The 24,856-nt window shown below is 69.9% G+C and carries 22 protein-coding genes and 1 pseudogene; 19 read left to right on the top strand and 4 right to left on the bottom strand.

Annotated elements, in window-relative coordinates:
• The first annotated feature begins 9 nt into the window (after positions 1 to 9).
• The 7 genes from rapZ to secG all read left to right on the top strand — a co-directional run bounded on the left by rapZ (position 10) and on the right by secG (position 6,616).
• Positions 10 to 906, top strand: coding sequence for an RNase adapter RapZ (gene rapZ / locus Q0937_RS10715; protein WP_299303408.1), 897 nt, complete (start codon positions 10 to 12; stop codon positions 904 to 906).
• Complete coding sequence (yvcK, locus tag Q0937_RS10710; protein WP_299303405.1) at positions 903 to 2,018, top strand: uridine diphosphate-N-acetylglucosamine-binding protein YvcK; 1,116 nt, start codon at positions 903 to 905, stop codon at positions 2,016 to 2,018. The genes rapZ and yvcK overlap by 4 nt, the downstream gene beginning before the upstream one ends.
• Positions 2,002 to 3,000, top strand: a complete 999-nt coding sequence (gene whiA / locus Q0937_RS10705) for a DNA-binding protein WhiA (protein WP_299303403.1) — start codon at positions 2,002 to 2,004, stop codon at positions 2,998 to 3,000. The genes yvcK and whiA overlap by 17 nt, the downstream gene beginning before the upstream one ends.
• A gap of 110 nt (positions 3,001 to 3,110) precedes the next feature.
• Positions 3,111 to 4,115: a type I glyceraldehyde-3-phosphate dehydrogenase gene (gap, locus tag Q0937_RS10700; protein WP_299303401.1), complete on the top strand. Its 1,005-nt coding sequence runs from the start codon at positions 3,111 to 3,113 to the stop codon at positions 4,113 to 4,115.
• Between the two features lie 157 nt (positions 4,116 to 4,272).
• Positions 4,273 to 5,475, top strand: coding sequence for a phosphoglycerate kinase (locus Q0937_RS10695; RefSeq protein ID WP_299303399.1), 1,203 nt, complete (start codon positions 4,273 to 4,275; stop codon positions 5,473 to 5,475).
• The gene (gene tpiA, locus Q0937_RS10690; protein WP_299303397.1) at positions 5,472 to 6,245 is read left to right on the top strand and encodes a triose-phosphate isomerase; all 774 of its coding nucleotides are present in this window, start codon (positions 5,472 to 5,474) and stop codon (positions 6,243 to 6,245) included. Before Q0937_RS10695 ends, tpiA begins: the two co-directional genes overlap by 4 nt.
• A gap of 128 nt (positions 6,246 to 6,373) precedes the next feature.
• Positions 6,374 to 6,616: a preprotein translocase subunit SecG gene (gene secG, locus Q0937_RS10685; RefSeq protein ID WP_299303702.1), complete on the top strand. Its 243-nt coding sequence runs from the start codon at positions 6,374 to 6,376 to the stop codon at positions 6,614 to 6,616.
• Positions 6,617 to 6,760: 144 nt separating this feature from the next.
• Here secG and pgl read toward each other — a convergent pair whose 3' ends face one another.
• The 4 genes from pgl to tkt form a co-directional block, all read right to left on the bottom strand.
• Positions 6,761 to 8,479, bottom strand: a complete 1,719-nt coding sequence (gene pgl / locus Q0937_RS10680; protein ID WP_299303395.1) for a 6-phosphogluconolactonase — start codon at positions 8,477 to 8,479, stop codon at positions 6,761 to 6,763.
• Positions 8,476 to 10,029, bottom strand: coding sequence for a glucose-6-phosphate dehydrogenase (gene zwf, locus Q0937_RS10675; protein ID WP_299303393.1), 1,554 nt, complete (start codon positions 10,027 to 10,029; stop codon positions 8,476 to 8,478). Before zwf ends, pgl begins: the two co-directional genes overlap by 4 nt.
• Positions 10,030 to 10,101: 72 nt before the next feature.
• Entirely contained in the window at positions 10,102 to 11,217 is a 1,116-nt protein-coding gene (tal, locus tag Q0937_RS10670; RefSeq protein WP_299303391.1) for a transaldolase, read from the bottom strand.
• Positions 11,218 to 11,425: 208 nt separating this feature from the next.
• A complete protein-coding gene (gene tkt, locus Q0937_RS10665; RefSeq protein ID WP_299303390.1) occupies positions 11,426 to 13,522 on the bottom strand; it encodes a transketolase in 2,097 nt (698 codons plus the stop codon).
• Positions 13,523 to 13,868: 346 nt separating this feature from the next.
• On the opposite strand from tkt, the gene Q0937_RS10660 reads away from it, so the two are divergent.
• The 12 genes and pseudogenes from Q0937_RS10660 to Q0937_RS10605 all read left to right on the top strand — a co-directional run bounded on the left by Q0937_RS10660 (position 13,869) and on the right by Q0937_RS10605 (position 24,836).
• Positions 13,869 to 14,819 carry a heme o synthase gene (locus Q0937_RS10660; RefSeq protein WP_299303388.1) on the top strand — a complete coding sequence of 317 codons (951 nt, stop codon included), beginning with the start codon at positions 13,869 to 13,871 and terminating at the stop codon, positions 14,817 to 14,819.
• A gap of 77 nt (positions 14,820 to 14,896) precedes the next feature.
• Entirely contained in the window at positions 14,897 to 15,844 is a 948-nt protein-coding gene (locus tag Q0937_RS10655; protein WP_299303700.1) for a site-specific tyrosine recombinase XerD, read from the top strand.
• Positions 15,845 to 16,025: 181 nt separating this feature from the next.
• Positions 16,026 to 16,898, top strand: a complete 873-nt coding sequence (locus tag Q0937_RS10650; protein ID WP_299303386.1) for a ParA family protein — start codon at positions 16,026 to 16,028, stop codon at positions 16,896 to 16,898.
• A complete protein-coding gene (locus tag Q0937_RS10645) occupies positions 16,898 to 17,806 on the top strand; it encodes a pseudouridine synthase (RefSeq protein WP_299303384.1) in 909 nt (302 codons plus the stop codon). The genes Q0937_RS10650 and Q0937_RS10645 overlap by 1 nt, the downstream gene beginning before the upstream one ends.
• The gene (locus tag Q0937_RS10640) at positions 17,803 to 18,942 is read left to right on the top strand and encodes a prephenate dehydrogenase (protein ID WP_363323225.1); all 1,140 of its coding nucleotides are present in this window, start codon (positions 17,803 to 17,805) and stop codon (positions 18,940 to 18,942) included. The genes Q0937_RS10645 and Q0937_RS10640 overlap by 4 nt, the downstream gene beginning before the upstream one ends.
• A gap of 20 nt (positions 18,943 to 18,962) precedes the next feature.
• Positions 18,963 to 21,224, top strand: a complete 2,262-nt coding sequence (der, locus tag Q0937_RS10635) for a bifunctional cytidylate kinase/GTPase Der (RefSeq protein ID WP_299303382.1) — start codon at positions 18,963 to 18,965, stop codon at positions 21,222 to 21,224.
• A gap of 67 nt (positions 21,225 to 21,291) precedes the next feature.
• Positions 21,292 to 22,008, top strand: a complete 717-nt coding sequence (locus Q0937_RS10630; RefSeq protein WP_299303380.1) for a TM2 domain-containing protein — start codon at positions 21,292 to 21,294, stop codon at positions 22,006 to 22,008.
• A gap of 58 nt (positions 22,009 to 22,066) precedes the next feature.
• Complete coding sequence (locus tag Q0937_RS10625) at positions 22,067 to 22,357, top strand: hypothetical protein (protein ID WP_299303378.1); 291 nt, start codon at positions 22,067 to 22,069, stop codon at positions 22,355 to 22,357.
• The gene (locus tag Q0937_RS10620; protein WP_363323224.1) at positions 22,350 to 22,862 is read left to right on the top strand and encodes an NUDIX domain-containing protein; all 513 of its coding nucleotides are present in this window, start codon (positions 22,350 to 22,352) and stop codon (positions 22,860 to 22,862) included. Before Q0937_RS10625 ends, Q0937_RS10620 begins: the two co-directional genes overlap by 8 nt.
• Positions 22,859 to 23,476, top strand: a complete 618-nt coding sequence (locus Q0937_RS10615) for a hypothetical protein (RefSeq protein WP_299303376.1) — start codon at positions 22,859 to 22,861, stop codon at positions 23,474 to 23,476. Before Q0937_RS10620 ends, Q0937_RS10615 begins: the two co-directional genes overlap by 4 nt.
• A gap of 23 nt (positions 23,477 to 23,499) precedes the next feature.
• Positions 23,500 to 23,928 (top strand): annotated as a pseudogene (locus tag Q0937_RS10610) (sugar ABC transporter permease); the annotation flags it as partial.
• 125 nt (positions 23,929 to 24,053) lie between these two features.
• Positions 24,054 to 24,836, top strand: coding sequence for a carbohydrate ABC transporter permease (locus Q0937_RS10605; RefSeq protein ID WP_299303694.1), 783 nt, complete (start codon positions 24,054 to 24,056; stop codon positions 24,834 to 24,836).
• The last annotated feature ends 20 nt before the right edge of the window (positions 24,837 to 24,856 follow it).

Genomic DNA, 24,856 nt, shown 5'->3' with positions numbered 1-24,856 from the left:
GGAGCGCTCGTGACCGAGGAGCGCGTACTGACCCCCACCACTGACACCCGCGGTGACGTCGTCATCATCACCGGCCTGGCCGGAGCCGGGAGAGAGACCGCAGCCCACGCCCTGGAGGACATGGGCTGGTACGTCGTCTACAACATCGCCCCGCAGCTGATCGGAACGCTCTATGAGCTGCGCGCCACGGCCGTGGGCCGCGCGAACCGTTTCGCGGTGGTCGTCGATCCCCGGTCCGGTCCCTTCTTCAACGAGCTCTCCGATGTGGTCGCCGATCTGCGCAAGGCCGATCTGCGCCTGCGCCTGGTGTTCCTCACCGCCGACGAATCCACGCTCGTGCGTCGCTTCGACTCGGTGCGCCGCCCCCACCCGCTGCAGGGGGACGAAGGCGTGCTGGAGGGCATCCGTCGGGAGCGCGAGATGCTCGCCCCCTACCGGCGGATGGCGGATCTGGTCATCGACACCTCCCCGTTGAACGTGCACCAGCTGACGATGAAGATGCGCACCGTCTTCGGCACCAGCGAGGAGCAGCAGCTCACCGTGACGATGCTCTCCTTCGGCTTCAAGTACGGGATCCCGCTCGAAGCGGATCACGTCAGCGACGTCCGATTCATCCCCAACCCCTACTGGGTCCCGGACCTCCGACCGAAACGAGGGACCGATCCCGAGGTCGCGGATTTCGTCCTGCAGGACGCCAACGCGCAGGAGTTCGTGGACCGCTATCTCGAGATGATCCAGCCCGTGCTGCGTGGCTACACCGCCGAGAACAAGCACTTCACCACGCTCTCCATCGGCTGCACCGGCGGCAAGCACCGCTCCGTCGCCGTCTCGGAGAAGATCGGCGAGGAGCTGCGCCGTCGCGGGCACGCCGTACGGATCCGCCATCGCGATCTGGGGCGCGAATGAGCATCGCACCGCGCTCCCGGGGACATCGTCTGCGCGGCGCGGACCGTTCGGCCAGCGCACGGCGGGGCCGACGCGGTGATCCGCAGCGCCCGCTGCGGGTGGTCGCCCTCGGCGGCGGCCACGGTCTGGCCGCGAACCTGCGCGCCCTGCGGCTGCTGGCCGATGACATCACCGCCGTGGTGACCGTCGCCGACAACGGCGGCTCCTCCGGCCGGATCCGGACCGAGATGCCCGTGCTGCCCCCAGGGGATCTGCGGATGGCGCTCGCGGCGCTGTGCGAGGACTCCGACTGGGGATCGATCTGGGGGGATGTGATCCAGCACCGCTTCTCGACCAACGGCGAGCTCGACGGGCACGCGCTGGGAAACCTCCTGATCGTGGCGCTCTGGCAGATCCTCGAGGACCCGGTCGAGGCACTGGATCAGATGGCCGAGCTGCTCGGCGCCCGAGGGCGGGTGCTGCCGATGGCCTTGGACCCCCTCGACATCGAGGCCCGGGTGCGTGGGGCCGACGGCGCACTGCGCACGGTCTCCGGGCAGTGGCAGGTCGCGACCGCAGAGGGCCGGGTCGAGGACATCCGACTGATCCCGGAGCGGCCGCGGGTCCCGCAGGACGTGATCGATGCGCTGGGCCGTGCCGACTGGATCATCGTCGGCCCCGGCTCCTGGTACACCTCCGTGCTCCCGCACCTGATGATCCCCGAGATCGCCGAGGCGATCCGCACCAGCCCCGCTCGACGCTGCATCACCACCAACCTCTCGGTGGGAACGCAGGAGGCTGAGGGCATGACCAGCCTGGACATGCTCGACGTGCTGCTGGAACGGGCGAAGGGCACACGCTTCGACGCGCTGCTGGCGGACCCCACCACCCTGGAGGACGCCCTTGAGCTCTCCGAGGCGGCGCAGACCCGCGGCATCCGCACCCTCCTGCGCCAGGTGAGCGTGGGCGACGGGACACCCCACCACGACCCGGTCCGGCTCGCCGCCGCGTACCGTGATCTCTTCGACGACGTCTACGGCGATGTCGAGCCCGATCATGAGGGCATCGAGCACCGCATCACGGGGGCGAAGGCCCCCACCACCGAGGAGGATCTGCATGGCTCTGACGGGTGAGGCAAAGGAGGAGCTGAGCCACCTCGAGGTGAGCCGACCCTCCGCCCGCAAGGCCGAAGCAGCAGCAATGCTCCGCTTCGCCGGCGGACTGCACCTGATCGCCGGGAAGGTGGTGGTCGAGGCGGAGCTGGACTCCGCGGCCGTCGCCCGCCGCCTGCACGGCATCATCGCCGACATGTACGGGCATCGGGCCGAGTTCGCCGTCCTCGCCCCCTCCGGGATCCGCCGCACCACGCGCTACATCGTGCGGGTCGACCGCGAGGGCGGGATGCTCGCGCGGCAGACGGGCCTGCTCGATGCCCGGGGCCGGCCGGTGCGGGGGATGCCCCCCTTCGTGGTCGGCGGGGCGACGGTCGACGCGGAGGCCGCCTGGCGCGGAGCCTTCCTGGCCCGGGGGATGCTCACCGAGCCGGGACGCTCCTCAGCGCTGGAGCTGTCCTGCCCGGGCCCCGAGGTCGCGCTCGCGATGGTCGGGGCCGCCCGCCGGCTGGGCGTCGCCTCCAAGGCGCGCGAGGCACGAGGGACCGATCGCGTGGTGCTGCGGGACGGAGACGCGATCTCCATGCTGCTGACCCGCATGGGGGCGCACGAGACCGTCAAGAGCTGGGAGGAGCGCCGCACCAAGCGAGAGGTCAAGGCGACCGCGCATCGACTGGCGAACTTCGACGACGCGAATCTGCGCCGCTCCGCCCGCGCGGCGGTCGCTGCCGGGCAGCGGGTGCAGCGGGCGCTGGAGATCCTCGGTGATGAGGTCCCCGAGCATCTGCAGGCGGCGGGCCAGCTTCGCCTCGAGCACCGTCAGGCGAGCCTCGAGGAGCTCGGCCGTCTGGCGGATCCGCCCCTCACCAAGGACGCCGTGGCCGGGCGGATCCGGCGCCTGCTCGCCACTGCGGACAAGCGCGCGGAGGATCTGGGCATGCCCGGAACCGACCACGGAGTGGACGAGGACCGATTACCCCCGTCACCGGACCCAGGACGTTGATAAGATCGTCGTGGTCGTCGGTCACTTCCGGCGCCGTCCGAGCGTACAAGGGCGTGCGCACCATGTCAGTACCGGAATTTCGCAGTTCTCTGCGAATCTAGGAGGAACCCTTGACCATCAAGGTTGGAATCAACGGATTCGGCCGCATCGGCCGTAACTTCCTGCGCGCCGCACTCGAGCAGAAGGCCGACATCCAGATCGTCGGTGTGAACGACCTCACTAACAACGCCGCGCTCGCGAATCTCATCAAGTACGACTCGATCGGTGGCGTGCTGCCCTACGACGTCTCGTACGACGACGACTCGATCACCGTCGGGGAGAACACCATCAAGGCGTTCGCCGAGCGCGATCCCAAGAACATCCCGTGGGGCGAGATCGGTGCGGACGTCGTCATCGAGTCCACCGGCATCTTCACCGACGCCGAGAAGGCCAAGGCCCACATCGAGGCCGGCGCCAAGAAGGTCATCATCTCGGCCCCCGGCAAGAACGAGGACGGCACCTTCGTCATCGGTGTGAACGAGGGCGACTACGACCCCGCGAACCACCACATCATCTCCAACGCGTCCTGCACGACCAACAGCCTCGCCCCCGTGGCCAAGGTGCTGAACGACGAGTTCGGGATCGTCAAGGGCCTGATGACCACCGTCCACGCCTACACCTCGGACCAGGTGCTGCAGGACGGCCCCCACTCGGACCCCCGCCGTGCACGTGCGGCCGCGCTGAACATCGTCCCGACCACCACCGGTGCGGCCAAGGCCGTGGCGCTGGTGCTGCCGGAGCTCAAGGGCAAGCTGGACGGCTACTCGCTGCGCGTTCCGGTCCCCACCGGCTCGATCACCGACCTCACCTTCGAGGCATCGCGCGAGGTCTCCGTCGAGGAGATCAACGCCGCCATCAAGAAGGCTGCAGAGGGCCCGCTGAAGGGGATCCTGCGCTACACCGAGGATCCGATCGTCTCCAAGGACATCGAGGGCGATCCGCACTCCTCGATCTTCGACAGCCAGCTCACCAAGGTGAACGGCAACCTGGTGAAGGTCTTCACCTGGTACGACAACGAGTGGGGCTTCTCGAACCGCCTCGTCGAGCTCTCGCAGCTCGTGGGCAAGTCGCTCTGATCTCCCTCTGATTCCCGCGTCGTCCCCGGACGACCAGGACATCCCCGGAGCCCGCCGGTCGCCACCCCGAGGGGTCGGCCTCCGGCGGGCTCCGCTCGTCCCACGGCCGTCCCGGCGCTCCGGCGCCGCCCGGCCTCGAACCGAAGGAACCATCATCGTGCTGAAGACCATCGACGCGCTCGGAGAGCTGCGCGGCAAGCGCGTGCTCGTCCGAGCCGATCTCAACGTCCCCCTGGACGGCACCACGATCACCGACGACGGCCGCATCCGCGCCGCTCTGCCCACCCTCACCCGCCTCGTCGAGGCAGGGGCCCGGGTCGCGGTCATCTCTCATCTCGGACGCCCCAAGGGCGCCCCCGAGGACAAGTACTCGCTGCGTCCCGTCGTCGCCCGGCTCGGAGAGCTGCTCGGCCAGGACGTCGCCTTCGCGACCGACACCGTGGGCGCCTCCGCCCAGGAGGTCGTCACCGGCCTCGCTGACGGACAGGTGGCCGTGCTCGAGAATCTGCGCTTCAACGCGGCGGAGACCTCGAAGGACGAGTCGGAGCGCCTCGCCTTCGCCCAGGAGCTCGCCGCTCTCGGCGACGCCTTCGTCTCCGACGGCTTCGGCGTCGTCCACCGCAAGCAGGCCTCCGTCTACGAGCTCGCGACCCTGCTGCCTTCGGCGGCCGGTGAGCTGGTGCTGCGCGAGGTCGAGTCGCTGCGCAAGGTCACCGACTCCCCGGAGCGCCCTTTCGTGGTGGTGCTCGGCGGCGCGAAGATCGCCGACAAGCTCGGGGTCATCGACAGCCTGCTGGGCAAGGCCGACCGCATCCTGATCGGCGGCGGCATGGCCTACACCTTCCAGAAGGCGCAGGGCTACGAGGTCGGCAAGTCGCTGCTCGACGAGAGCAAGCTCGACGTGGTGCGTGAGTACCTGGAGCGCGCCGAGAAGAACGGGGTCGAGCTGGTCCTGCCGGTCGACACCGTCGTGGCGCCCGAGTTCTCCGCCGACGCACCCGCGACGGTGGTCCCGTCCTCCGAGATCCCCGCGGATCAGGAGGGCATGGACATCGGCCCGGAGACGGCGAAGCTGTTCGGCGAGAAGATCGCCGATGCCGCGACCGTGTTCTGGAACGGCCCCATGGGCGTCTTCGAGTTCGAGAGCTTCGCCAAGGGCACCTCGAGCGTCGCCGAGACGCTGTCGAAGGCTCCCGGCTACACCGTGGTCGGCGGTGGCGACTCCGCCGCCGCGGTCCGCATCCTCGGATTCGACGAATCCCTCTACTCGCACATCTCCACCGGCGGCGGCGCGAGCCTCGAACTCATCGAGGGCAAGTCCCTGCCGGGCATCTCAATCCTCGAGGAGGACGCCAAGTGACCACCCGTACCCCGCTGATGGCGGGCAACTGGAAGATGAACCTCGACTGGAAGCAGGGCCTCGCCCTGGTCGAGGAGCTGGGCGAGCAGCTCAAGCCCCTCGACACCTCCCTCGTCGAGACCGTCGTGCTCCCCCCGTTCGTGGACCTGCGCACCGTGCAGGTCGCCGTGGATGCCGGCAAGCTGCCGATCGCCTATGGCGCGCAGGACATCTCCGAGCACGAGTCCGGTGCCTACACCGGTGAGATCTCGGGCCAGATGCTGAAGGCCCTGGGATGCACCTATGTCGCCGTCGGCCACTCGGAGCGTCGCCAGTACCACGGCGAGGACGAGCAGGTCACGAGTGCCAAGGTCCGCGCGGCCTTCGCCGCTGGGCTCATCCCGATCCTCTGCGTCGGAGAGCCGCTCGAGGAGCGCAAGGCCGGCAACCATGTGCCGTTCACCCTCGCGCAGCTCACGGGCGGCATCGAGGGCCTGACCGCCGAGCAGGCGACGAAGATCGTCATCGCCTATGAGCCCGTGTGGGCGATCGGCACCGGCGAGGTCGCCAGCGCAGAGGACGCGCAGGAGGTCTGCCAGGCCATCCGCGAGTCGCTGCGCGAGCAGCACGGCGATGCGGTGGCCGACGCGGTCCGCGTCCTCTACGGCGGCAGCGTGAAGTCGTCCAACGTGGTCGAGCTCATGGGCAAGGCCGATGTGGACGGCGCCCTCGTCGGCGGCGCCTCGCTGAAGGCCGAGGAGTTCGCCAAGATCGCGGGCTACCAGGGCTGAGGCCCGCAGCCGGCAGAGGCTGAGCGACGTAAGCCGCACCACGCGGGCCGGACCCCTCTCGGGTCCGGCCCGTGCCGTATGCTTGATCAGTCCGTCCTACCCCGTGGAAGGTGTCTGCACTCGTGGATCTGCCCCTGCTGAAGCTCATCCTTCAGATCATGCTGGCCGTCCTCGGTCTGCTCACGATCATGTTCGTGCTGCTGCACAAGGGACGTGGCGGTGGGCTCTCCGACATGTTCGGCGGCGGTGTCTCCTCCAACGCGAGCGCCTCCGGGGTGGCCGAGCGCAATCTCAACCGCCTCACGGTCGGTGTCGCGGTGGGCTGGGGCCTGTGCGCCGTGGGCCTGGGCATCGTGGAGAAGATGCTCTGAGCCGCTGACCCTGCTGGGTCCGGCGGCTTGGGTCCGGTGAGCCTGCCGACACTCCTGGACCTGGGCACCCGAATCTGCTGAGAAGGGCCGGTCACCGTGATGGTGACCGGCCCTTCCCTCGTTCTCAGCGTCCTGTGGGACCGCTCATCCGGGCAGCTGCCCGGCGGCGGCGGTGTCGAGGAACCAGGTCGTCGACTGAAGACCGCGCACAGCGGAGGCGGGAACCTGCCAGGGGTTGATGTCCCGGTGTCCGTCGAGCACCGCCCCAGCCTTCTCCTCGCCGGCGACCAGCAGCGCCACATGGCGGGAGGAGTTCAGCACCGGCCAGGTCAGCGAGATCCGCTCCGAAGGCGGCTTCGGCGAGTCGGTGACTCCGATCGCGCTCGCTGCCACCTGCCGCTGATCCGGATGCTCGGGGAACAGCGAGGCGATATGACCATCAGGTCCCACGCCCAGCAGCACCACGTCGAAGAACGCCCGGCCGCGGGTTCGGAACGGCTGATCGCCGCCCATCTGGTCCAGCTGCTGCCCGTACCAGGCGGCGGCATCGTCCAGGGACATGCCATCGGCGGGGGAGGGCATCACATGAATGTTGCGGGCAGGGATCTTGGTGCCGGCCTGGAGCGGTGCGAGCAGGGACTCCCGCACCGCCACCTCATTCCGCTCCTCGGAGTCCGGTCCCACGAAGCGCTCGTCGCCCCACCACAGGTGCAGGCGGCTCACATCGACCCCCGCGGATTCCAGTGCCGCGGGCAGCGCAGCGGCGGTCTTGGTCCCGACGGTCCCACCGGTGAGCACGAGATGGGCGATCGGACGCTCCTCGAGCGCAGCCGCGAGCTGCTGTGCGGTGTGCTCCGCAGCGGCGGCCGCGACCCCGTCGGCGTCCGGCAGCACCTGATCGACGGGATCGGGCTTGCCCCCGGCGAAGGTGGCGGTGTCATCGATGCTGCTGTAGGTGCCGGCGAGCACCTCGCCGTAGACCTCGTCGGGATCCAGCCGGCGCAGCTCCTCGGTGATGAGCTCGGCGAGGGTGCGGCGCGGCATCGTGACGTGCTGACCGGTGTCGTCACCGGGGAGCTTCATCACGATCGAGGCGTCATCGACCCGGGTGAGGTCGATGGTGCCGTCCTCGCGGACCAGACGGACGCTGTGCACGCCCGCATAGTCGACGTCGCCGCTGTGGGGCGGCAGCACCTCTGCGTCGATCCCGAGTGCGTGCTCGAGCCAGCCAGCCATGAGCACCACCGAGGGATTGTCGACCGTGCCGACGACCTCCACCTTGAGGGGGGTGGAGATGGGCGGGACCTCGTAGGCGCTCGCGACCAGTCCGCGCCAGCGGGTCAGCCGGGCCCAGGCGAAGTCGGAGTCGCCGCTCGCATAGCCGCGGCGCAGCCGCTTGAGGGTGCCCAACGGGTCCTGGCAGCCGGCGGAGTCGGTGATGCGGCGCTGGGACATCGAGCCGAGCACGTCGTGGACCGGGGAGGAGGGAGCGTTCTCCGGCCACCAGGTCACGATCGGCGCATCCGGCAGGAGCAGCGCCATCACCAGGGTGTCCAGCGACCACTGCACGTCCCCGCGGGCGCGCAGGATCACGATCTCCCCGGCGCCGGCGTCACGGCCCACCCGGATCTCCGCGTCCAGCCCGGATCTCTCGGCGTCCGGCTCCGCATCGACCACGATCACCCGGGCCGGGTGCTCATGGCTGGCGGCGATGGCCGCCTCGAGCGGCTCCTCGACGTCACCGGTGGCGACGATGATCAAGGTGAGGACTCGGCCGATGGTGTTCGCACCGAACGTCTCCCGCATCTCGATCATCTGCTTGTTGATCGCCGACGCGGTGGTGTCGGTCAGGGTGGTGATCACGGTCGCCTCCAGGTACGCCCGTCGAGGGCGAGCATCTCGTGCGCAGTATCGGGGCCCCAGGTGCCAGGGCGGTACGGGGCGGGGTCGAGGTTCTCGGCCCAGAACTCGGTGATGGGGTCGAGGATCTTCCAGGAGAGCTCGACCTCCTTCTGCCGCGGGAACAGCGGCGGATCGCCGAGCAGCATGTCCAGGATCAGCCGCTCGTACGCCTCGGGCGACTCCTCGGTGAAGTTCATGCCGTAGGCGAAGTCCATGGACACGTCCCTCACCTCCATCTGGGTGCCGGGGACCTTCGAGCCGAAGCGCATGGTGACGCCCTCATCCGGCTGGACCCTGATGACGATCGCGTTCTGGCCCAGATCCGCGGTGTCCGTGGAACGGAACGGCAGGAAGGGCGCACGCTTGAAGACGACCGCGATCTCGGTGACACGGCGCCCCAGGCGCTTGCCCGCACGGAGGTAGAAGGGCACACCGGCCCAGCGACGGGTGGCGATGTCCAGGCGCATCGCGGCGAACGTCTCCGTGGTGGAATCGGCGGGGATGCCGTCCTCCTCGAGATAGGGACGCACCTGCTCGCCACCCTGCCAGCCACCCACGTACTGGCCGCGGGCAGTGTGGGCCGCCAGATCCTCCGGCAGCTCCACAGCAGCGAGGACCTTCTCCTTCTCGGCACGCAGATCAGAGGCACGGAAGGTGACCGGTTCCTCCATCGCCGTCAGCGCGAGCAGCTGCAGCAGGTGGTTCTGGATCACGTCCCGAGCGGTGCCGATGCCGTCGTAGTACCCGGCCCGGGAGCCGATGCCGATGTCCTCGGCCATCGTGATCTGCACGTGGTCCACATAGTTCGAGTTCCAGATCGGCTCGAACATCTGGTTCGCGAAGCGCAGCGCCATGATGTTCTGCACCGTCTCCTTGCCCAGGTAGTGGTCGATGCGGAAGACGTCCTCGGGACGGAACGCCTTCTCCACCACGTCATTGAGCTCGCGGGCGGAGGCGAGGTCGTGCCCGAAGGGCTTCTCGATGACGACTCGGCGCCAGGACCCGTCGCGGGGGGTGTTGAGCCCCGAGTCCGCGAGCTGCCCGCAGACCTGCGGGAAGGCGTCCGGCGGGATCGAGAGGTAGAAGGCGTGATTCCCGCCGGTGCCACGGGTGCGATCGAGCTCGCCGACGACCTCGGTGAGCTTCTCGAAGGCGGCGGTGTCATCGAAGGTGCCGGTGACGAAGCGGAGCCCGCCGCGCAGCTGCTCGAAGACGCTCTCGTCGAAACCGGTGCGGGAGTGCTCGGAGACGCTCTTGCGCACGTAATCGGCGAAGTCGTCGTCGGACCATTCGCGACGACCGAAGCCGACCAGCCCGAAACTGGGCGGCAGCAGGCCACGGTGGGTGAGGTCGTAGATCGCGGGCAGCAGCTTCTTGCGGGCCAGGTCGCCGGTGACGCCGAACATCACCATGGAGCTCGGTCCGGCGATGAGCGGGAGCCGGCGGTCGCGGGGATCGCGCAGCGGATTCGGCGCGTCGGTCCCGGTGGGGGGAGTGGGAGAGGCGGTCACGTTCGTCCTTTCTAGGACACGGAACAGAGGAACACGGCCCGCCCAGGGGGAGGGGCCGTGCTCCTCGGAGAGTCAGGCTCGGGCGGACTCGACGGACTCGGAGACCGTGGCGAGCAGCTCGTTCCAGGCCTTCTCGAACTTCTCGACACCCTCGCGCTCGAGCAGCGCGAAGACGTCGGCGAGGTCGACCCCGGCCTCGGCGACCCGCTCGAGCACGGCCTCGCCCGCGGTGGCGGTCTCGGCGTTCAGTGCCGCCTTGAGCTGGGCATGGTCCGCAGCGGCCTCGAGAGTCTTCTCGGGCATGGTGTTCACGCTCGGAGCGGCGACGAGGTTGTCCACGTAGAGGGTGTCGGGGTAGTCCGGGTTCTTGACCCCGGTCGACGCCCAGAGCGGACGCTGCACGTTGGCGCCCTCGGTCTTGAGCGCCTCGAAGCGCTCGGAGCCGAAGACCTCCAGGTACTTGCCGAAGGCGGCCTGCGCGTTCGCCACGCCCGCCTGGCCCTTCAGCGCGAGCGCCTCCTCGGTGTCCAGCGCCTCGAGCCGGCCGTCGATCTCGGCGTCAACGCGGGAGACGAAGAAGGAGGCGACGGAGTGGATCCTCGCGAGGTCCTGGCCCGCCTTCGCGGCCTGCTCGAGACCGGCGAGGTAGGCGTCCATCACGGCGAGGTATCGGTCGACGGAGAAGATCAGGGTGACGTTGACGCTGATGCCCTCGGCGATCACCGCGGTGATCGCCGGCAGGCCCGCCTCGGTCGCGGGGATCTTGATCATCACGTTCTCGCGGCCGACGACCTCGAAGAGATGCTTGGCCTGGGCGATCGTCTCGTCGGCCCCATGTGCCATGCGCGGGTCGACCTCGATGCTCACCCGACCGTCGAAGCCGTGCGTGGCGGCGTGGAGACCGGCGAAGAGATCGGCGGCGCTGCGCACGTCGTCGGTGGTGAGCACCTCGACGATCCCCTCGACGTCCTTGCCCTCCGCTGCGAGGCGGGCGATGTCCGCGTCGTACTCCGAACGGCCGGAGATCGCCGCCTGGAAGATCGACGGGTTCGTGGTCACGCCGACGATGTTGCGGCTGTCGATGAGCTCCTGGAGGTTCCCGGAGGACATCCGCTGACGCGAGAGGTCATCGAGCCAGATGGAGACCCCGGCGTCGGAGAGGGCCTGGGTGTTCGTGTTCTGAGCCATGTCGTTCCTTCCGGGCGCTGTGCGCCCTGTGTCGAACTGCTGTCGTCCGATGCAACGGTCTCAAGGGCCGGATCCTTCCTCGAGGTGAGGAAGGGAACCTCTGCGTCCGCGGACGACGGCGAACCGAGCTGAGGGGGGAGCTGAGGGGAGAGGTGAGGGGGAGGGAGGAGCAGCGGGGCGGGACCCGGAGGTCCCGCCCCGCAGGGAGTCAGGCCCCGGCTGCGGCGAGAGAGTCCTTCGCCGCCGCGACCACGGCCTCGGCGGTGAAGCCGAACTCCTTGAAGAGGGTGCCCGCATCGGCGGATGCACCGTAGTGCTCGAGCGAGACCGCGCGGCCGTGGGTGCCCAGGAGGCGGTACCACGGCATGGCGATCCCGGCCTCGACGGAGACCCGAGCGGTGACCGAGGCGGGGAGCACGGACTCCCGGTACGCCTCGTCCTGCTCGTCGAACCACTCCAGCGACGGCATCGAGACCAGACGGGCGGGGATGCCCGCGGCCTCGAGCTGCTTCTGCGCCTCTGCGGCGTACTGCAGCTCGGACCCGGTGCCGATGAGGATGACCTGCGGCTCTGCCGAGGCCTCCTTCATGATGTAGCCGCCCTTGGCGAGGTTCTCCGCGCCCGCGTACTCGCTGCGGTCGAAGGTCGGCATCGCCTGTCGGGAGAGGATCAGGCCGACAGGGCCGTGATCCCGCTCGAGCAGCGCCTTCCAGGCCTGCGCGGTCTCATTCGCATCCGCGGGGCGCACGATCGACAGGTTCGGGATCGCACGGTAGGCGGCCAGGTGCTCGACCGGCTGGTGGGTGGGGCCGTCCTCGCCCAGACCGATGGAGTCGTGGGTCCAGACATAGGTCGCCGGGACCTTCATCAGCGAGGCGAGGCGTACCGCACCACGCATGTAGTCGGAGAACTGGAAGAAGGTGCCGCCGTACGGGCGGGTCAGCCCGTGCAGCGAGATCCCCGTGAGGATCGCGCCCATCCCGTGCTCGCGGATGCCGAAGTGCAGCGTGCGCCCGTACTTGTCACCGGTGAACTCGGAGGAGCTGAGCTCCTCGGGGAGGAAGGACGGCTCGCCCTTCATGGTGGTGTTGTTCGAGCCGGCGAGGTCGGCGGAGCCGCCCCACAGCTCCGGCATGACCGGTGCGAGGGCCTCGAGGACCTTGCCGGAGGCGGCGCGGGTGGCGAGACCCTTGGCGTCGGCCTCGAAGCTCGGGAACGCCTCGGCGAAGCCCTCCGGCAGCTCACGGGCCTGGAGCCGGTCCAGCAGAGCGGCCTTCTCCGTGTTCGCGGAGCGCCATGCCTGGTAGCCCTTGTCCCACTCCGCCTTCGCGGAGGCCGCGCGCTCGGCGAGAGCGCGGGTGTGTGCGAGCACGTCCTCGTCGACCTGGAACTGCTGCTCCGGGTCCAGGCCCACGGCCTGCTTCAGACCAGCGACGCCCTCGGTGCCCAGCTTCGCGCCGTGCACCGAGTGGCTGCCTGCCAGCTCGGGGATCGGCCAGCCGATGACGGTGCGCAGCCGGATGAAGGTCGGCTTGTCGGTGACCTTCTGGGACTCGACGATCTCAGCCTTGAGCGCCGCGACGTCCTCGAGGTACGCGCTGCCGCCCTGGGTCCAGTCCACGGTGCGCACGTCCCAGCCGTAGGCCTCGTAGCGTGCGGCGGTGTCCTCGGTGAAGGCGATCGAGGTGTTGCCCTCGATGGAGATCTCGTTGTCGTCCCAGAGGACGATCAGGTTGCCGAGCTGCTGGGTGCCGGCGATCGAGCTGGCCTCGCTGCTGACCCCCTCCTGGAGGTCGCCGTCAGAGGCGATCACGTAGGTGAAGTGGTCGAAGGGGCTGGTGCCCGCTGCGGCCTCGGGGTCGAGCAGACCGCGCTCGCGACGCTGCGCCATCGCGAAGCCGACCGCGGAGGAGATGCCCTGGCCCAGCGGGCCGGTGGTCATCTCCACGCCGTCGGTGACGAAGTTCTCCGGGTGGCCCGGGGTCTTCGAGCCCCAGGTGCGCAGCTCCTCGAGGTCCTTCTTCTCGAGGCCGAAGCCGCCGAGGAAGAGCTGGATGTACTGGGTGAGGCTGGAGTGGCCGGCCGAGAGCACGAAGCGGTCCCGCCCGAGCCACGCCGGATCCTTCGGATCGTGACGCATCACGTCCTGGTAGAGCAGGTAGGCGGCCGGAGCGAGGCTCACGGCGGTGCCCGGGTGCCCGTTGCCTACTTTCTCCACCGCATCGGCGGCGAGGACGCGCGCGGTGTCGACCGCACGCTTGTCCAGTTCGGTCCAGCCCTCGGGGGCCCTGAAGTTCTCCGTCATTATCGGGTGCTTCCTTTCGCCGGTGTGCGGCCGTTCGGCCGCGTGGATCGACAGGCCTCGGCGGGCGATCCCGGCTGCACGTCCTACGACGTGCGGGTTCCCGGTCCGAGGCGACAGCGCCTACCTTAGTCGGGCGTGATCCGTGCCGCTCGCCTGTCCAGCCTGTTGCCGTGGCATGATGTCGTGCGCCTCCTGCGCTTGGACGGCGCTGCAGGATGGCGCGGGAGGATCAGACGACACGGTGCGGGTTCTCACCTCGCGCCTGGTGCCGCCCGGAAAGGGCACGGCCTAGACTGGCGTGGTTCACGCGGCTGTCGTGCCGCGCTCAGAGGAAGGACGGTGGGCGGTGACCGCCACCCAGGGAGCTTCGGTCCAGGACGCACGCAGGGGCGGTGGACGGGCACCGCAGTCCGCACGCTCCGTGATCCGCAGCTATGTGGCGCTGACCAAGCCGCGCATCATCGAGCTGCTGCTGATCACCACGATCCCCACGATGTTCCTCGCCGCAGGCGGGTTCCCCTCGGTGTGGCTGATCCTCAACACCATGATCGGCGGCTATCTCGCAGCGGGCGGGGCCAACGCCCTGAACATGTACCTCGAGCGGGACATCGACGCGAAGATGAAGCGCACCCGCAACCGGCCGATCCCGTCCGGAGCGGTGTCCCCGCGCGCAGCCCTGATCTTCGGCATCTCCATCTCGATCATCTCCGCGCTGTGGCTGGGACTGCTCGTCAACGCGGCCTCGGCAGCCCTGGCGGTCGGCGCGATCCTGCTCTATGTCGTGTTCTACACGATGATCCTCAAGCGCCGCACCAGCCAGAACATCGTCTGGGGCGGGATCGCCGGGTGCATGCCGGTGCTGATCGGCTGGGCTGCCGTGACCGGCACGGTGTCCTGGACCGCGGTGCTGCTGTTCCTGGTGATCTTCTTCTGGACCCCGCCGCACTACTGGCCGCTGGCCGAGAAGTTCGCCGCGGACTACGCCAATGCCGGCGTGCCGATGCTCCCGGTCGTCGCCTCGAAGGCGACCGTGGCCCGCCAGATGATCATGCACACCACGCTGATGATCGCCTCGAGCCTCGCGATCATCCCGCTGGGATCGACGGGCTGGGTATACGGCATCGCCGCCGTCGCCTCGGGGCTGTGGTTCGGCTACCTGGTGATCCGCTATGCGCTGCGCGTGCGTCGTGGTCTCACCGGGAAGGCCCTGGGCCCGATGACCGTCTTCCACGGCTCGATCACCTACCTCACCGTGCTCTTCGTCGCCCTCGCGATCGATCCCTTCGTCACCCTGTGACCGCCGGCGGTCCGGAGCCCATCGCGGAAGGCCCGGGCCGCACCGGGGAGCGTCCGGAGCCCACCGGGGAGCGGAGCCTGGGTCCCGCTGAGCGCCGGATCCTCGAGCAGTACCTGAGTCATCTGCGCATCGAGCGCGGCCTCTCGGCCAACACCCTGTCGGCCTACCGCCGCGACCTCACCCGCTATCTGGCCGATCTGGCCCGGCGGGAGGTGGATCCCACCGCGGTGGATCCGCAGCAGCTGGGGGCATGGTTGCAGTCGGTGCGCACCGGCGCCGACGGGGGCAGCGCTCTCTCCGCCGCCTCCGCCGCCCGTTCCCTGGCGGCGGTGAGGGGACTGCATTCCTTCCTCGACGCCGAACGGGTCTCCACCACTGGCGATCCCTCGCGCCTGGTCCCGTCGCCGGCGCTGCCGAGACGGCTCCCGCACCCGCTGAGCATCGACCAGGTCGAGGCGCTCATCGACGCCGCCGGCCGCCCCGGGACCGGGCGGGACGCCACCGAGCGTGCGCTGCGCGATCGCGCGCTGCTCGAGGTGCTCTACGGGCTGGGCGCCCGGATCTCGGAGGCGACCGGACTCGATCTCGACGACATCGACCCCCAGGAGCGTGCAGCCGTGCTGCGCGGCAAGGGCGACAAGCACCGGGTGCTCCCGGTGGGACGATTCGCGCTCGCGGCGCTCGAGGCCTACCGGACGCGCGGCCGTCCTGCGCTCGCGGCGCGGGGGAGCGGCTCGCCGGCGGTGTTCCTGGGCTCCCGCGGCACTCGGCTCACCCGGCAGGCCGCCTGGCAGGTGGTGCGCAGCGCCGCGGAGGCCGCGGAGCTGACCGATCTGCCGGAGCCGATCAGCCCTCATACCCTGCGCCATTCCTACGCCACCCATCTGCTGCACGGCGGCGCGGATGTGCGCAGCGTGCAGGAGCTGCTGGGCCACGCGTCGGTCACCACCACGCAGCTGTACACCCAGGTCACCGTCGATACCCTGCGCGAGACCCACGCCGGTGCCCACCCCCGGGCTCGGTGAGGGGCTTAGACTTGTCCGGCGCGACGTCCCTGCCGGGCCCGATCCCTCGGGGACGACCTGTGCGGGACGCGGACGGCATGGTGCAGCCGTTGTTCTCCGGACCACGGGGCCGGATCTCCTCCGGCCCGGTCACGGATCGTTCCGCACCACCAGACCACGACGCCGACGACAGGACACCGACGTGAGCCCGACCTCCTCCCAGCAGCTGGACATCGATCTCGGCCCGACCGGCCGACCGATGCCGGAGCTCCCGGAGCCGGCCCCGCTCGACTCCCATGGGCCGGCTCGCATCATCTCGATGGTGAATCAGAAGGGCGGGGTGGGGAAGACCACCAGCGTGATCAACCTCGGGGCGGCCCTGGCCGAGCTCGGGCGCAAGGTGCTGCTGGTGGATCTGGACCCGCAGGGAGCTCTCAGCGCCGGCACCGGGGTGAACCCCTACGACCTCGACGTGACCGTCTACAACCTGCTGATGGAGCGCGGCCATGACGTGCATGACGTGATCCAGGAGACCTCGACCGAGAACCTCGATGTGCTCCCGGCCAACATCGACCTCTCCGCCGCCGAGGTCACCCTGGTCAACGAGGTCGCCCGCGAGATGGCCCTGGCCCGCGTGCTGCGCCCGGTGGCCGACGAGTACGACGTCATCATCATCGACTGCCAGCCCTCGCTGGGCCTGCTGACCGTGAACGCCCTCGCGGCGAGCCACGGCGTGATCATCCCGCTCGAGGCGGAGTACTTCGCCCTGCGCGGCGTGGCCCTGCTGGTGGAGACGATCGAGAAGGTGCAGGACCGCATCAATCCCCGTCTCGAGCTCGACGGGATCCTGATCACCATGTTCGACCCCCGCACCCTGCATTCGCGCGAGGTGTGCCAGCGGGTGGTCGGTGCCTTCCCGGACAAGGTCTTCCACACCACGATCAACCGGACGGTGAAGTTCCCCGACGCCTCCGTGGCGGCCGAGCCGATCATCTCCTTCGCCTCCTCCACCAAGGGCGCCGACGCCTACCGCCAGCTCGCCCGGGAGCTCATCTCCCGCGGTGCGGCGGCCTGATGGCCGCCGATCGGCGCGGTGGAGAGCGCCCCGGTGCCGCAGGTCGTGCGAGCGGCCGGCCGCAGCGTCGCCGCAGCGCGTTCACCCCGCCGAAGCGGGTCCGGCTGCGCGACGAGGCGGGCACCCCGGTGGCGCCGACCACAGACCCGGACGGCCTCGCCCCCGAACCCCATCGCGAGGACGGCGAACGGCTGCAGAAGGTGCTGGCCCGCGCCGGCTTCGGCTCCCGCCGGGCCTGCGAGACCCTGATCTCGAGCGGTCGGGTGCGGATCGACGGGGTCGTCGTCCAGGAGCAGGGCGTGCGGATCGATCCCGCCACCCAGGTGGTCCACGTCGACGGACGCCGTCTCCAGCTGGACGAGACGAAGCTGACGCTGGTGCTGAACAAGCCCCGCCATGTGGTCTCTGCGATGAGCGATCCGGAGGGCCGACGCGACCTCTCCGAGTTCACCGCCGCCCACTCCCAGCGGCTCTACCACGTGGGCCGGCTGGACTACGAGACCGAAGGGCTGCTGCTGCTGACCAACGACGGCGAGCTCGCCCACCGCCTCACCCACCCCAGCTTCGAGGTCGAGAAGACCTACGTGTGCCGCTTCGAGGCACCGGGCGGTGCGCCCCGGGGCCTCGTGAAGGCTCTGCGCGAGGGAGTCGAGCTCGAGGACGGCCCGGCCCGCGCCGACCGCGCCCGGGTGCTCGCCCAGGACGGCCGCGAAGCGGTGGTCGAGGTCACCCTGCATGAGGGACGCAACCGCATCGTGCGGCGCATGTTCGCCGCGCAGGGATTCGAGCTCACCGCGCTGATCCGCACCCGGATCGGTCCGGTGCTGCTCGGCGATCTCGACTCGGGCAGCACCCGGGAGCTGACGGGCCGTGAGCTGGGCACCCTGATGGCCGAGGTCGGGCTGTGACCTCCGGGCCCGCGATGTCGCGGCCCGCGATGTCGCTGGTGCCCTCCCCGATCCGGATCATCGGCACCGGGCTGATCGGCGGCTCGCTGGGCATGGCGCTCGGCGCCGCCGGAGCCAGCGTGCAGGTCGAGGACGTCTCCCCGGGCACCATGGCGCTCGCGGTCGAGCTGGGAGTGGGGCACGCTGCCGACCCCGCCGGACCCGCCCCGCAGCTGGTGGTCGTCGCGGCCCCGCCGGATGCGACCGCCCAGCTGGTCGTGGAGGCCCTGCACACCTGGCCGGAGGCGCTGGTCACCGATGTTGCGAGCGTCAAGGGGATCGTCCTGCAGGGGATCTCCCAGGAGGTCGACGCCGAGGACCTCACCCGGTACATCGGTGCCCATCCGATGGCGGGACGGGAAGTCGCGGGTGTGATCTCCGCCCGTGGGGACCTGTTCCGTGGGCGTCCGTTCGTGATCGTGCCCCATCCGAGCACCCGCCCCGAGGCGATCAGCCGGCTCCAGGGCGTCGCCACCGCGATCGGCTCGGTGCCGGTGGTGATGGGAGCCATCGAGCACGACACCGCCGTGGCTCACGTCTCGCACGTGCCACAGGTGCTCTCGAGCCTGCTGGCGACCACGCTGCTGGAGCCGGGTGAGACGGCCCTGGGGCTGTCCGGGCAGGGCCTGCGCGACACCACCCGCATCGCCGACTCCGATCCGCGGATGTGGGTCGAGATCCTCGGTGCCAATGCCGAGGCGATCAGCGACGTGCTCGACGGGGTGCGCGGCAGGCTGGACGGGATCCTCGCGGCTCTCGCCACGATGCCCGGGGACCCGGACCCGGCCGTCGGCTCGCGTCGGGCCCTCGCCGAGCTCATCGCCGACGGCAACCGCGGGGTGCGGCGCATCCCCGGCAAGCACGGCGGAGCCTCCGACGCCTTCTCCACCGTGACGGTGCTGGTGCCGGATCGCCCCGGCGAGCTCGGTCGGCTGTTCACCGAGATGGGGGAGATCGGGGTCAACCTCGAGGACTTCCACCTCGAGCACAACTACGGGCGACAGGTGGGCCTCGGCCACCTCGCCGTGGACGCCTCCCGTGAGGAGCTGCTCACGCGGGAGCTCTCCGCACGCGGTTGGACCGTCGCGGAGTCCTGAACGCCCCGTATCCTTGCCGGATGCACACCAGCGCGCCGCACGACCCCTCCTCTCTCGCGAGCACCGGCCCCGTCCGGGGCATCGCCATCGCGATCGACGGACCGGCCGGCTCCGGCAAGTCCACGGTCTCCCGCTATGTCGCGGACGCCCTCGAGGGCGGGATCCTCGACACCGGTGCGATGTACCGCGCCGTGGCATGGGACTGCCTGGACCGCGGCATCGACCTCACCGACCGCGAGGCCGTCGCCCAGGCCGCCGAGGAGCTCGACCTCGAGCTCGGCACCGATCCCGACGGCGCGACCGTCGTGGTGCGGGGCCTCGACATCACCGCGGAGATCCGCACCGAGCGCATCTCCCAGCGGGTCAGCAATGTCGCCACCAACACGCTGGTGCGCGCGATCCTCCAGCAGCGCCAGCGCGAGCTGCTCTACGCCACTGCCGATGAACGCGGCTTCTGCGTCGCCGAAGGTCGCGACATCACGACCGTGGTCGCGCCCGACGCCCAAGTCAGGGTGCTGCTGATCGCCTCCGACGAGGAGCGGATGCGCCGCCGCGCCGCCGAGCTCGACCTCGAGGACAACGAGGACACCCGCGCCCGGATGGCCGATCAGGTGCTGCGCCGTGACCGCGACGACTCCACCGTCTCGGAGTTCCTCACCGCCGCCGACGGCGTCGAGACCCTCGACACCACGGGCCTCGGCATCGCGGACGTCGTCGAGCGGGTGCTGATGCTCGTCGCCGCGGCCGAGACGGCGCAGGAGGAGGCCGAGCACGGCAAGCCCGTGCCCGCCCGCCGCGAGCCGGCCACCTCGGAGCACGCCCCGATGGCGAACGCCTCGAGCGACGGTCCCACCGATGCGGATATCGAGAACGCGCTGCGGGCCGGCCTGTCCGACTACGAGCTCGATGACGAGGACCTGGCCCTGCTGACAGGGGAGGAGTCCGAAGAGCTGGCGCCAGAGACCCAGCGGAACCTGCCGGTGGTGGCGGTGGTGGGCCGCCCCAACGTCGGCAAATCGACCTTGGTCAACCGTATTCTCGGACGCCGCGAGGCGATCGTCGAGGACCGACCCGGGGTGACCCGCGACCGGGTCTTCTATGAGGCCGAATGGTCCGGAAAGGACTTCTGGCTGGTCGACACCGGCGGCTGGGAGGACCGGGTCCAGGGCATCGCCTACCGGGTCGCCGAGCAGGCCGAGGTGGCCGTCTCCCTCGCCGATGTGGTGATGTTCATCGTCGATGCGAACGTCGGTGTCACCACCACCGATGAGCAGCTGCTCAAGGTGCTGCGCAAGGCCAGGGTGCCTCTCGTGCTGGTGGCCAACAAGGTCGATGACCAGCGCGGCGAGCTCGAGGCCGCCGGACTGTGGAACCTGGGCCTGGGGGAGCCGCATGCGGTCTCCGCCCTGCACGGGCGCGGATCCGGCGACCTCCTGGACGCCGTGCTGGCTGCGATGCCCGAAGAGGGGCGCGGCGCCCCCGCCGACGGCGGTCCCCGCCGGGTGGCCCTGGTGGGTCGGCCGAACGTGGGCAAGTCCTCGCTGCTCAACCGGCTCGCCAAGGAGCAGCGGGTGGTGGTCGACGACGTGGCCGGCACCACCCGGGACCCGGTGGACGAGAAGATCATGCTCGGCGGCCGGGAGTGGACCTTCGTGGACACCGCCGGCATCCGGCGCCGCGTGCTCCAGTCCCAGGGCGCCGACTACTACGCCTCGCTGCGCACCCGCTCCGCCCTGGACCGGGCCGAGGTCGCAGTGGTGCTGCTGGAGGCCTCCGAGCCGATCTCCGCCCAGGACCTGAAGATCATCGACATGGTCCTGGAGTCCGGTCGTGCCCTCGTGCTCGCGTTCAACAAGTGGGACCTGCTGGACGAAGAGCGGCACAAGACGCTGGAGCGGGAGATCGAGCGTGATCTCGCACACGTCGCCTGGGCGCCTCGGGTCAACATCTCCGCCGAGACGGGCCGTCATGCCGACCGCCTGGTGCCTGCGCTCGAGGCGGCGCTGGAGTCCTGGGACCAGCGCATCCCGACCGGCAGACTCAACGCCTTCCTGGGCCAGCTGGTGGCCGCCCATCCCCATCCCGTGCGCAGCGGCAAGCAGTCCCGCATCCTGTTCGCGACGCAGGCCCGCACCCGTCCACCGCGCTTCGTCATCTTCGCCAGCGGCTTCCTCGAGCACGGCTATCGCCGCTTCATCGAGCGCCGCCTGCGCGAGGACTTCGAGTTCACGGGGTCACCGATCGTGATCGGTGTGCGGATCCGCGAGAAGCGCAAGCGCTGAGGCTGTTGCTGCGGACCGCGCCCACCCGAGGTGCGTCACCCCGGTCGCCTCACGTATCGTGTCCGGCATGAGCAATCCCGGTGACAACGGCTCCTGGAACACCCAGGGGAACGACTTCGACGCGCAGCAGGGTTCCCAGGATCCCTATGCCCAGCCGCAGCAGGATCCGTGGGCGCAGCCGCCGGCCGAGCAGCCTGCGGACCAGCAGGACGCCTTCGGTCAGCAGGCACCGGGAGCGCAGCAGCACGGCCAGCAGGACCCCTACGGCCAGCAGGCACCGGGAGCGCAGCAGTACGGCCAGCAGGACCCCTACGGCCAGCAGGACCCCTACGGCCAGCAGGATCCTTACGGCCAGCAGCCCGTGGCCGGGAACGACCCGTACGCCCAGCCCTCTGCCGGCTCTGCGTCCGATCCGTTCGGGCAGCCGCAGCAGAACTGGACCCCGGCACAGGGCTCCGGCGCCTCCGCCTCCGATCCCTACGGGCAGGGCGGGGCCGGATACGGCCCGGCCGGCGCCGGACAGGCACCCTCCGCTGCCGGGGGACCGGCACCCCAGGGTGAGCCGCAGAGCCGCCTGGTGGTGGGTCTGCTCGGCATCTTCCTCGGCGGATTCGGAGTCCACCGCTTCCTGCTGGGCTACACCACGATCGGCATCATCCAGATCGCAGTCACCGTGCTCACGTGCGGCATCGGCGCCTGGTGGGGGCTCATCGAGGGCATCATGGTGCTCGCGAAGTCCCCGACCTTCGAGCGCGACGCCCATGGGCGCCCGCTGAAGGACTGACCTGCCGAAGGACTGACCTGCCCGTCTCCACGGCCTGAGCGACAAGGATCCGCGAGCCATGAGCTATCACCCCCAAGGTCCGTTGCCGGACCGCAGCAAGCTCCAGTCCAGCGCGATCATCCTGATCGTCGTCGGCTTCCTCTGTGGAGGAACGATTCCGGCGATCTTCGGGATCATCGCCCTGGTGCAGATGGACAGCGATCCGTACTCCGCTCAGAAGATGAACAAGATCGGCTGGATCCTCTTCTGGGTGATGCTGGCCCTGATCGTGCTGTTCATCATCGTGTACGTGGTGTTCATGGTGCTCATCTTCGGGGTGGCCACCCTGCCGTTCCTGATGGGTGGCTGACGCCGCTGGACTGCTGGGAGGAGCTGCCATCGCGACCCCGGACTTCGTCCTGTCCCTGCGCGAGCGGGTGGGGCACGAACTGCTGTGGATGCCCGGCGTGACCGCCCTGGTGCTCGACCGGGAACGGACCTCCGTGCTCGCCGTGCGACGTGCGGATGACGGGGCCTGGACCCCAGTCACCGGAATCATCGATCCCGGCGAAGAACCCGCCCGCGCGGCGGTGCGCGAGGTCGCCGAGGAGGCGGGCATCCGGTGCACCGCGCTGCGCCTGATCGACGTGCGCACCCTGCCGCCGATCACCTACCGCAACGGCGACCAGGCGCAGTACCTGGACGTGTGCTTCCTGTGCGAGGCCGACGGTGAGTCCGAGCCCTATCCCGCTGATGGTGAGAACACCGAGGCGCGCTGGTTCCCCATCGAGGCCGCACCACCGATGAACGCACGCTTCACCGAGCAGCTCCGATGGGCGCTCGAGGACCGCTCTGAAGCGCGGTTCCGCCGATGAGGCGCATCGACCCGCTGCCCGGGACCCGGGTGAGGATCACGCTGACCGACCGGCCCGGCGACATTGCCGTGGTGAGGGTCATCGCGGTGCCCCGGCGAGACATGACGCGAGGCGGCCTGCTCAGCGTCCCGCTTCAGCCGTTCGACGAGTCCATCCTGGTGGACGTCTCGGTCGGGGGGACGCCCCTGCTGCCCGGTGCCTGGGTCCAGCAGGAGGTCCTCGAACGTGGAACCCCGCTCGCCCCCGTCCCGGTGTCTGCTGCTGATCTGCGGCCGCCAGCCGTGATCAGCGGCGCCGCGGAACATGCGAGCCTGCACTGGGGCGAGACCGTCTGGCCGCTGGATCTCGGCGGCGTGGTGGCGATCCCCGCTGCCTCCCGGGCAGATCCCCACCCGCTCTCCCGGCTGCGCCGGCTCACGCTGGTCGCGGCCGGTCGCCGTGAGGAGATCGGGCTGACGCTGTGGCGTGATCCCGCCTTCGAAGTTCCCTGGCAGGACGTGCGGCTGCTGCCGCGGGCCGCCTCGTGGTTCGAGCTCGCGCAGGTCCCGCCCGGCATGCGCTACGCCGACGCCGAGCACGCACAGGGCGTCGGCCGGGCACGACCCCGCGCCTGAGGGGCACCTCCGGCGCGGTCGGCCTGCTGTTCAGCGCCCCGATCATCGCGGTGTCCTTCGCGAACATCTGGCGCGGCACCGCCTTCTCGATGCTGGTGTACTCGGCGGCGCTGAGCGCTGTCCCCGCAGACGTCTACGAGTCGGCCTCGCTGGACGGCGCCGGCCCCGTGCGCCGCTTCCGGTCGGTGACGCTGCCGCTGATGCGACCGGCGATCGCCACCAACCTGATGCTGACAACGCTGCAGACGCTGTCGGTGTTCGGGCTGATCTTCATCATGACCGGAGGCGGCCCGGCTCGACAGAGCCAGACCCTGCCGCTGTACATGTACGAGCAGGCGTTCTCCTACGGACAGCTCGGCTACGGCACCGCCGTGGCCCTCCTGCTGCTGCTGATCGGGGCCCTGGCCTCACTGGTGTACCTGCGCCTGCTGCCCGAGGAGGACAAGCGATGACCACGACCGATGACACCGCCACCCGTGAGTCGTCCCCCGCCCCGCGGAGCGAGGCCGTCCGGCGCCCCCGCCGCTCCGGCACGGGGTCGAGGGAGCGCAGCAGCACGATCGCCAGCACCGCTGTGATGATCGTGATCGGAGCGGCCTTCCTGGTGCCGCTGCTGTGGGTCGTGCTGGCCTCCTTCAACACCGAGGCGACCCTGTCGGTCTCCTGGCCGGAGAACTGGTCGCTGGGCAACTTCGCGGCGATCTGGAACGCGGAGACCACCTTCCGGCCGCTGGCGAACTCACTGATCCTGTGCGGCGGCGCGACCGTCGTGACGATGGTCGCGGCAGTGCTGTGCGCCTACCCGATGTCGAGATTCCGCTTCCGCGCCAAGCGGCCCCTGCTGCTGACCATCATCTTCTCGACCGGACTGCCGATCACGGCGATCATGATCCCGGTCTACTCGCTGTTCGTGCAGGTGAACCTGATCGACTCGATGGGCGGGGCGATCCTCTTCCTCGGCGCCAGCTCCCTGCCGTACGCCATCTTCCTGACCAAGGGGTTCATGGACGGAGTGCCGATCGAGATCGAGGAGTCCGCCTGGACCGAGGGGGCGGGCGTCTACCGGGCGCTGTGGTCGGTGGTCCTGCCGCTGATGCGCTCCGGGCTGTCCGTCGCCACGATCTTCACCTTCGTGATGATGTGGGGCAACTTCTTCGTGCCGTTCATGCTGCTGCTGAGTCCTGAGAACCTTCCCGCCGCGGTCACCCTGTACACCTTCTCCTCGCAGTACGGGCAGGTCGCCTACGGTCAGCTGGCAGCGTTCTCGATCTTCTACTCGCTTCCGGTGGTGGTGCTGTACCTGTTCCTCGGTCGCAGTCTGGGCCAGGGCTTCGCCGCGGCCGGCGGGGTGAAGGGCTGAGCACGGGGGTTCCTCCGGCG

Origin of the sequence: uncultured Brachybacterium sp., assembly GCF_947500705.1 — a bacterium.
Classification (GTDB): Bacteria; Actinomycetota; Actinomycetes; order Actinomycetales; family Dermabacteraceae; genus Brachybacterium.
The sequence above is the reverse complement of the archived record's forward strand: the minus strand, read 5'-3'. Positions and strand labels throughout refer to the sequence as shown.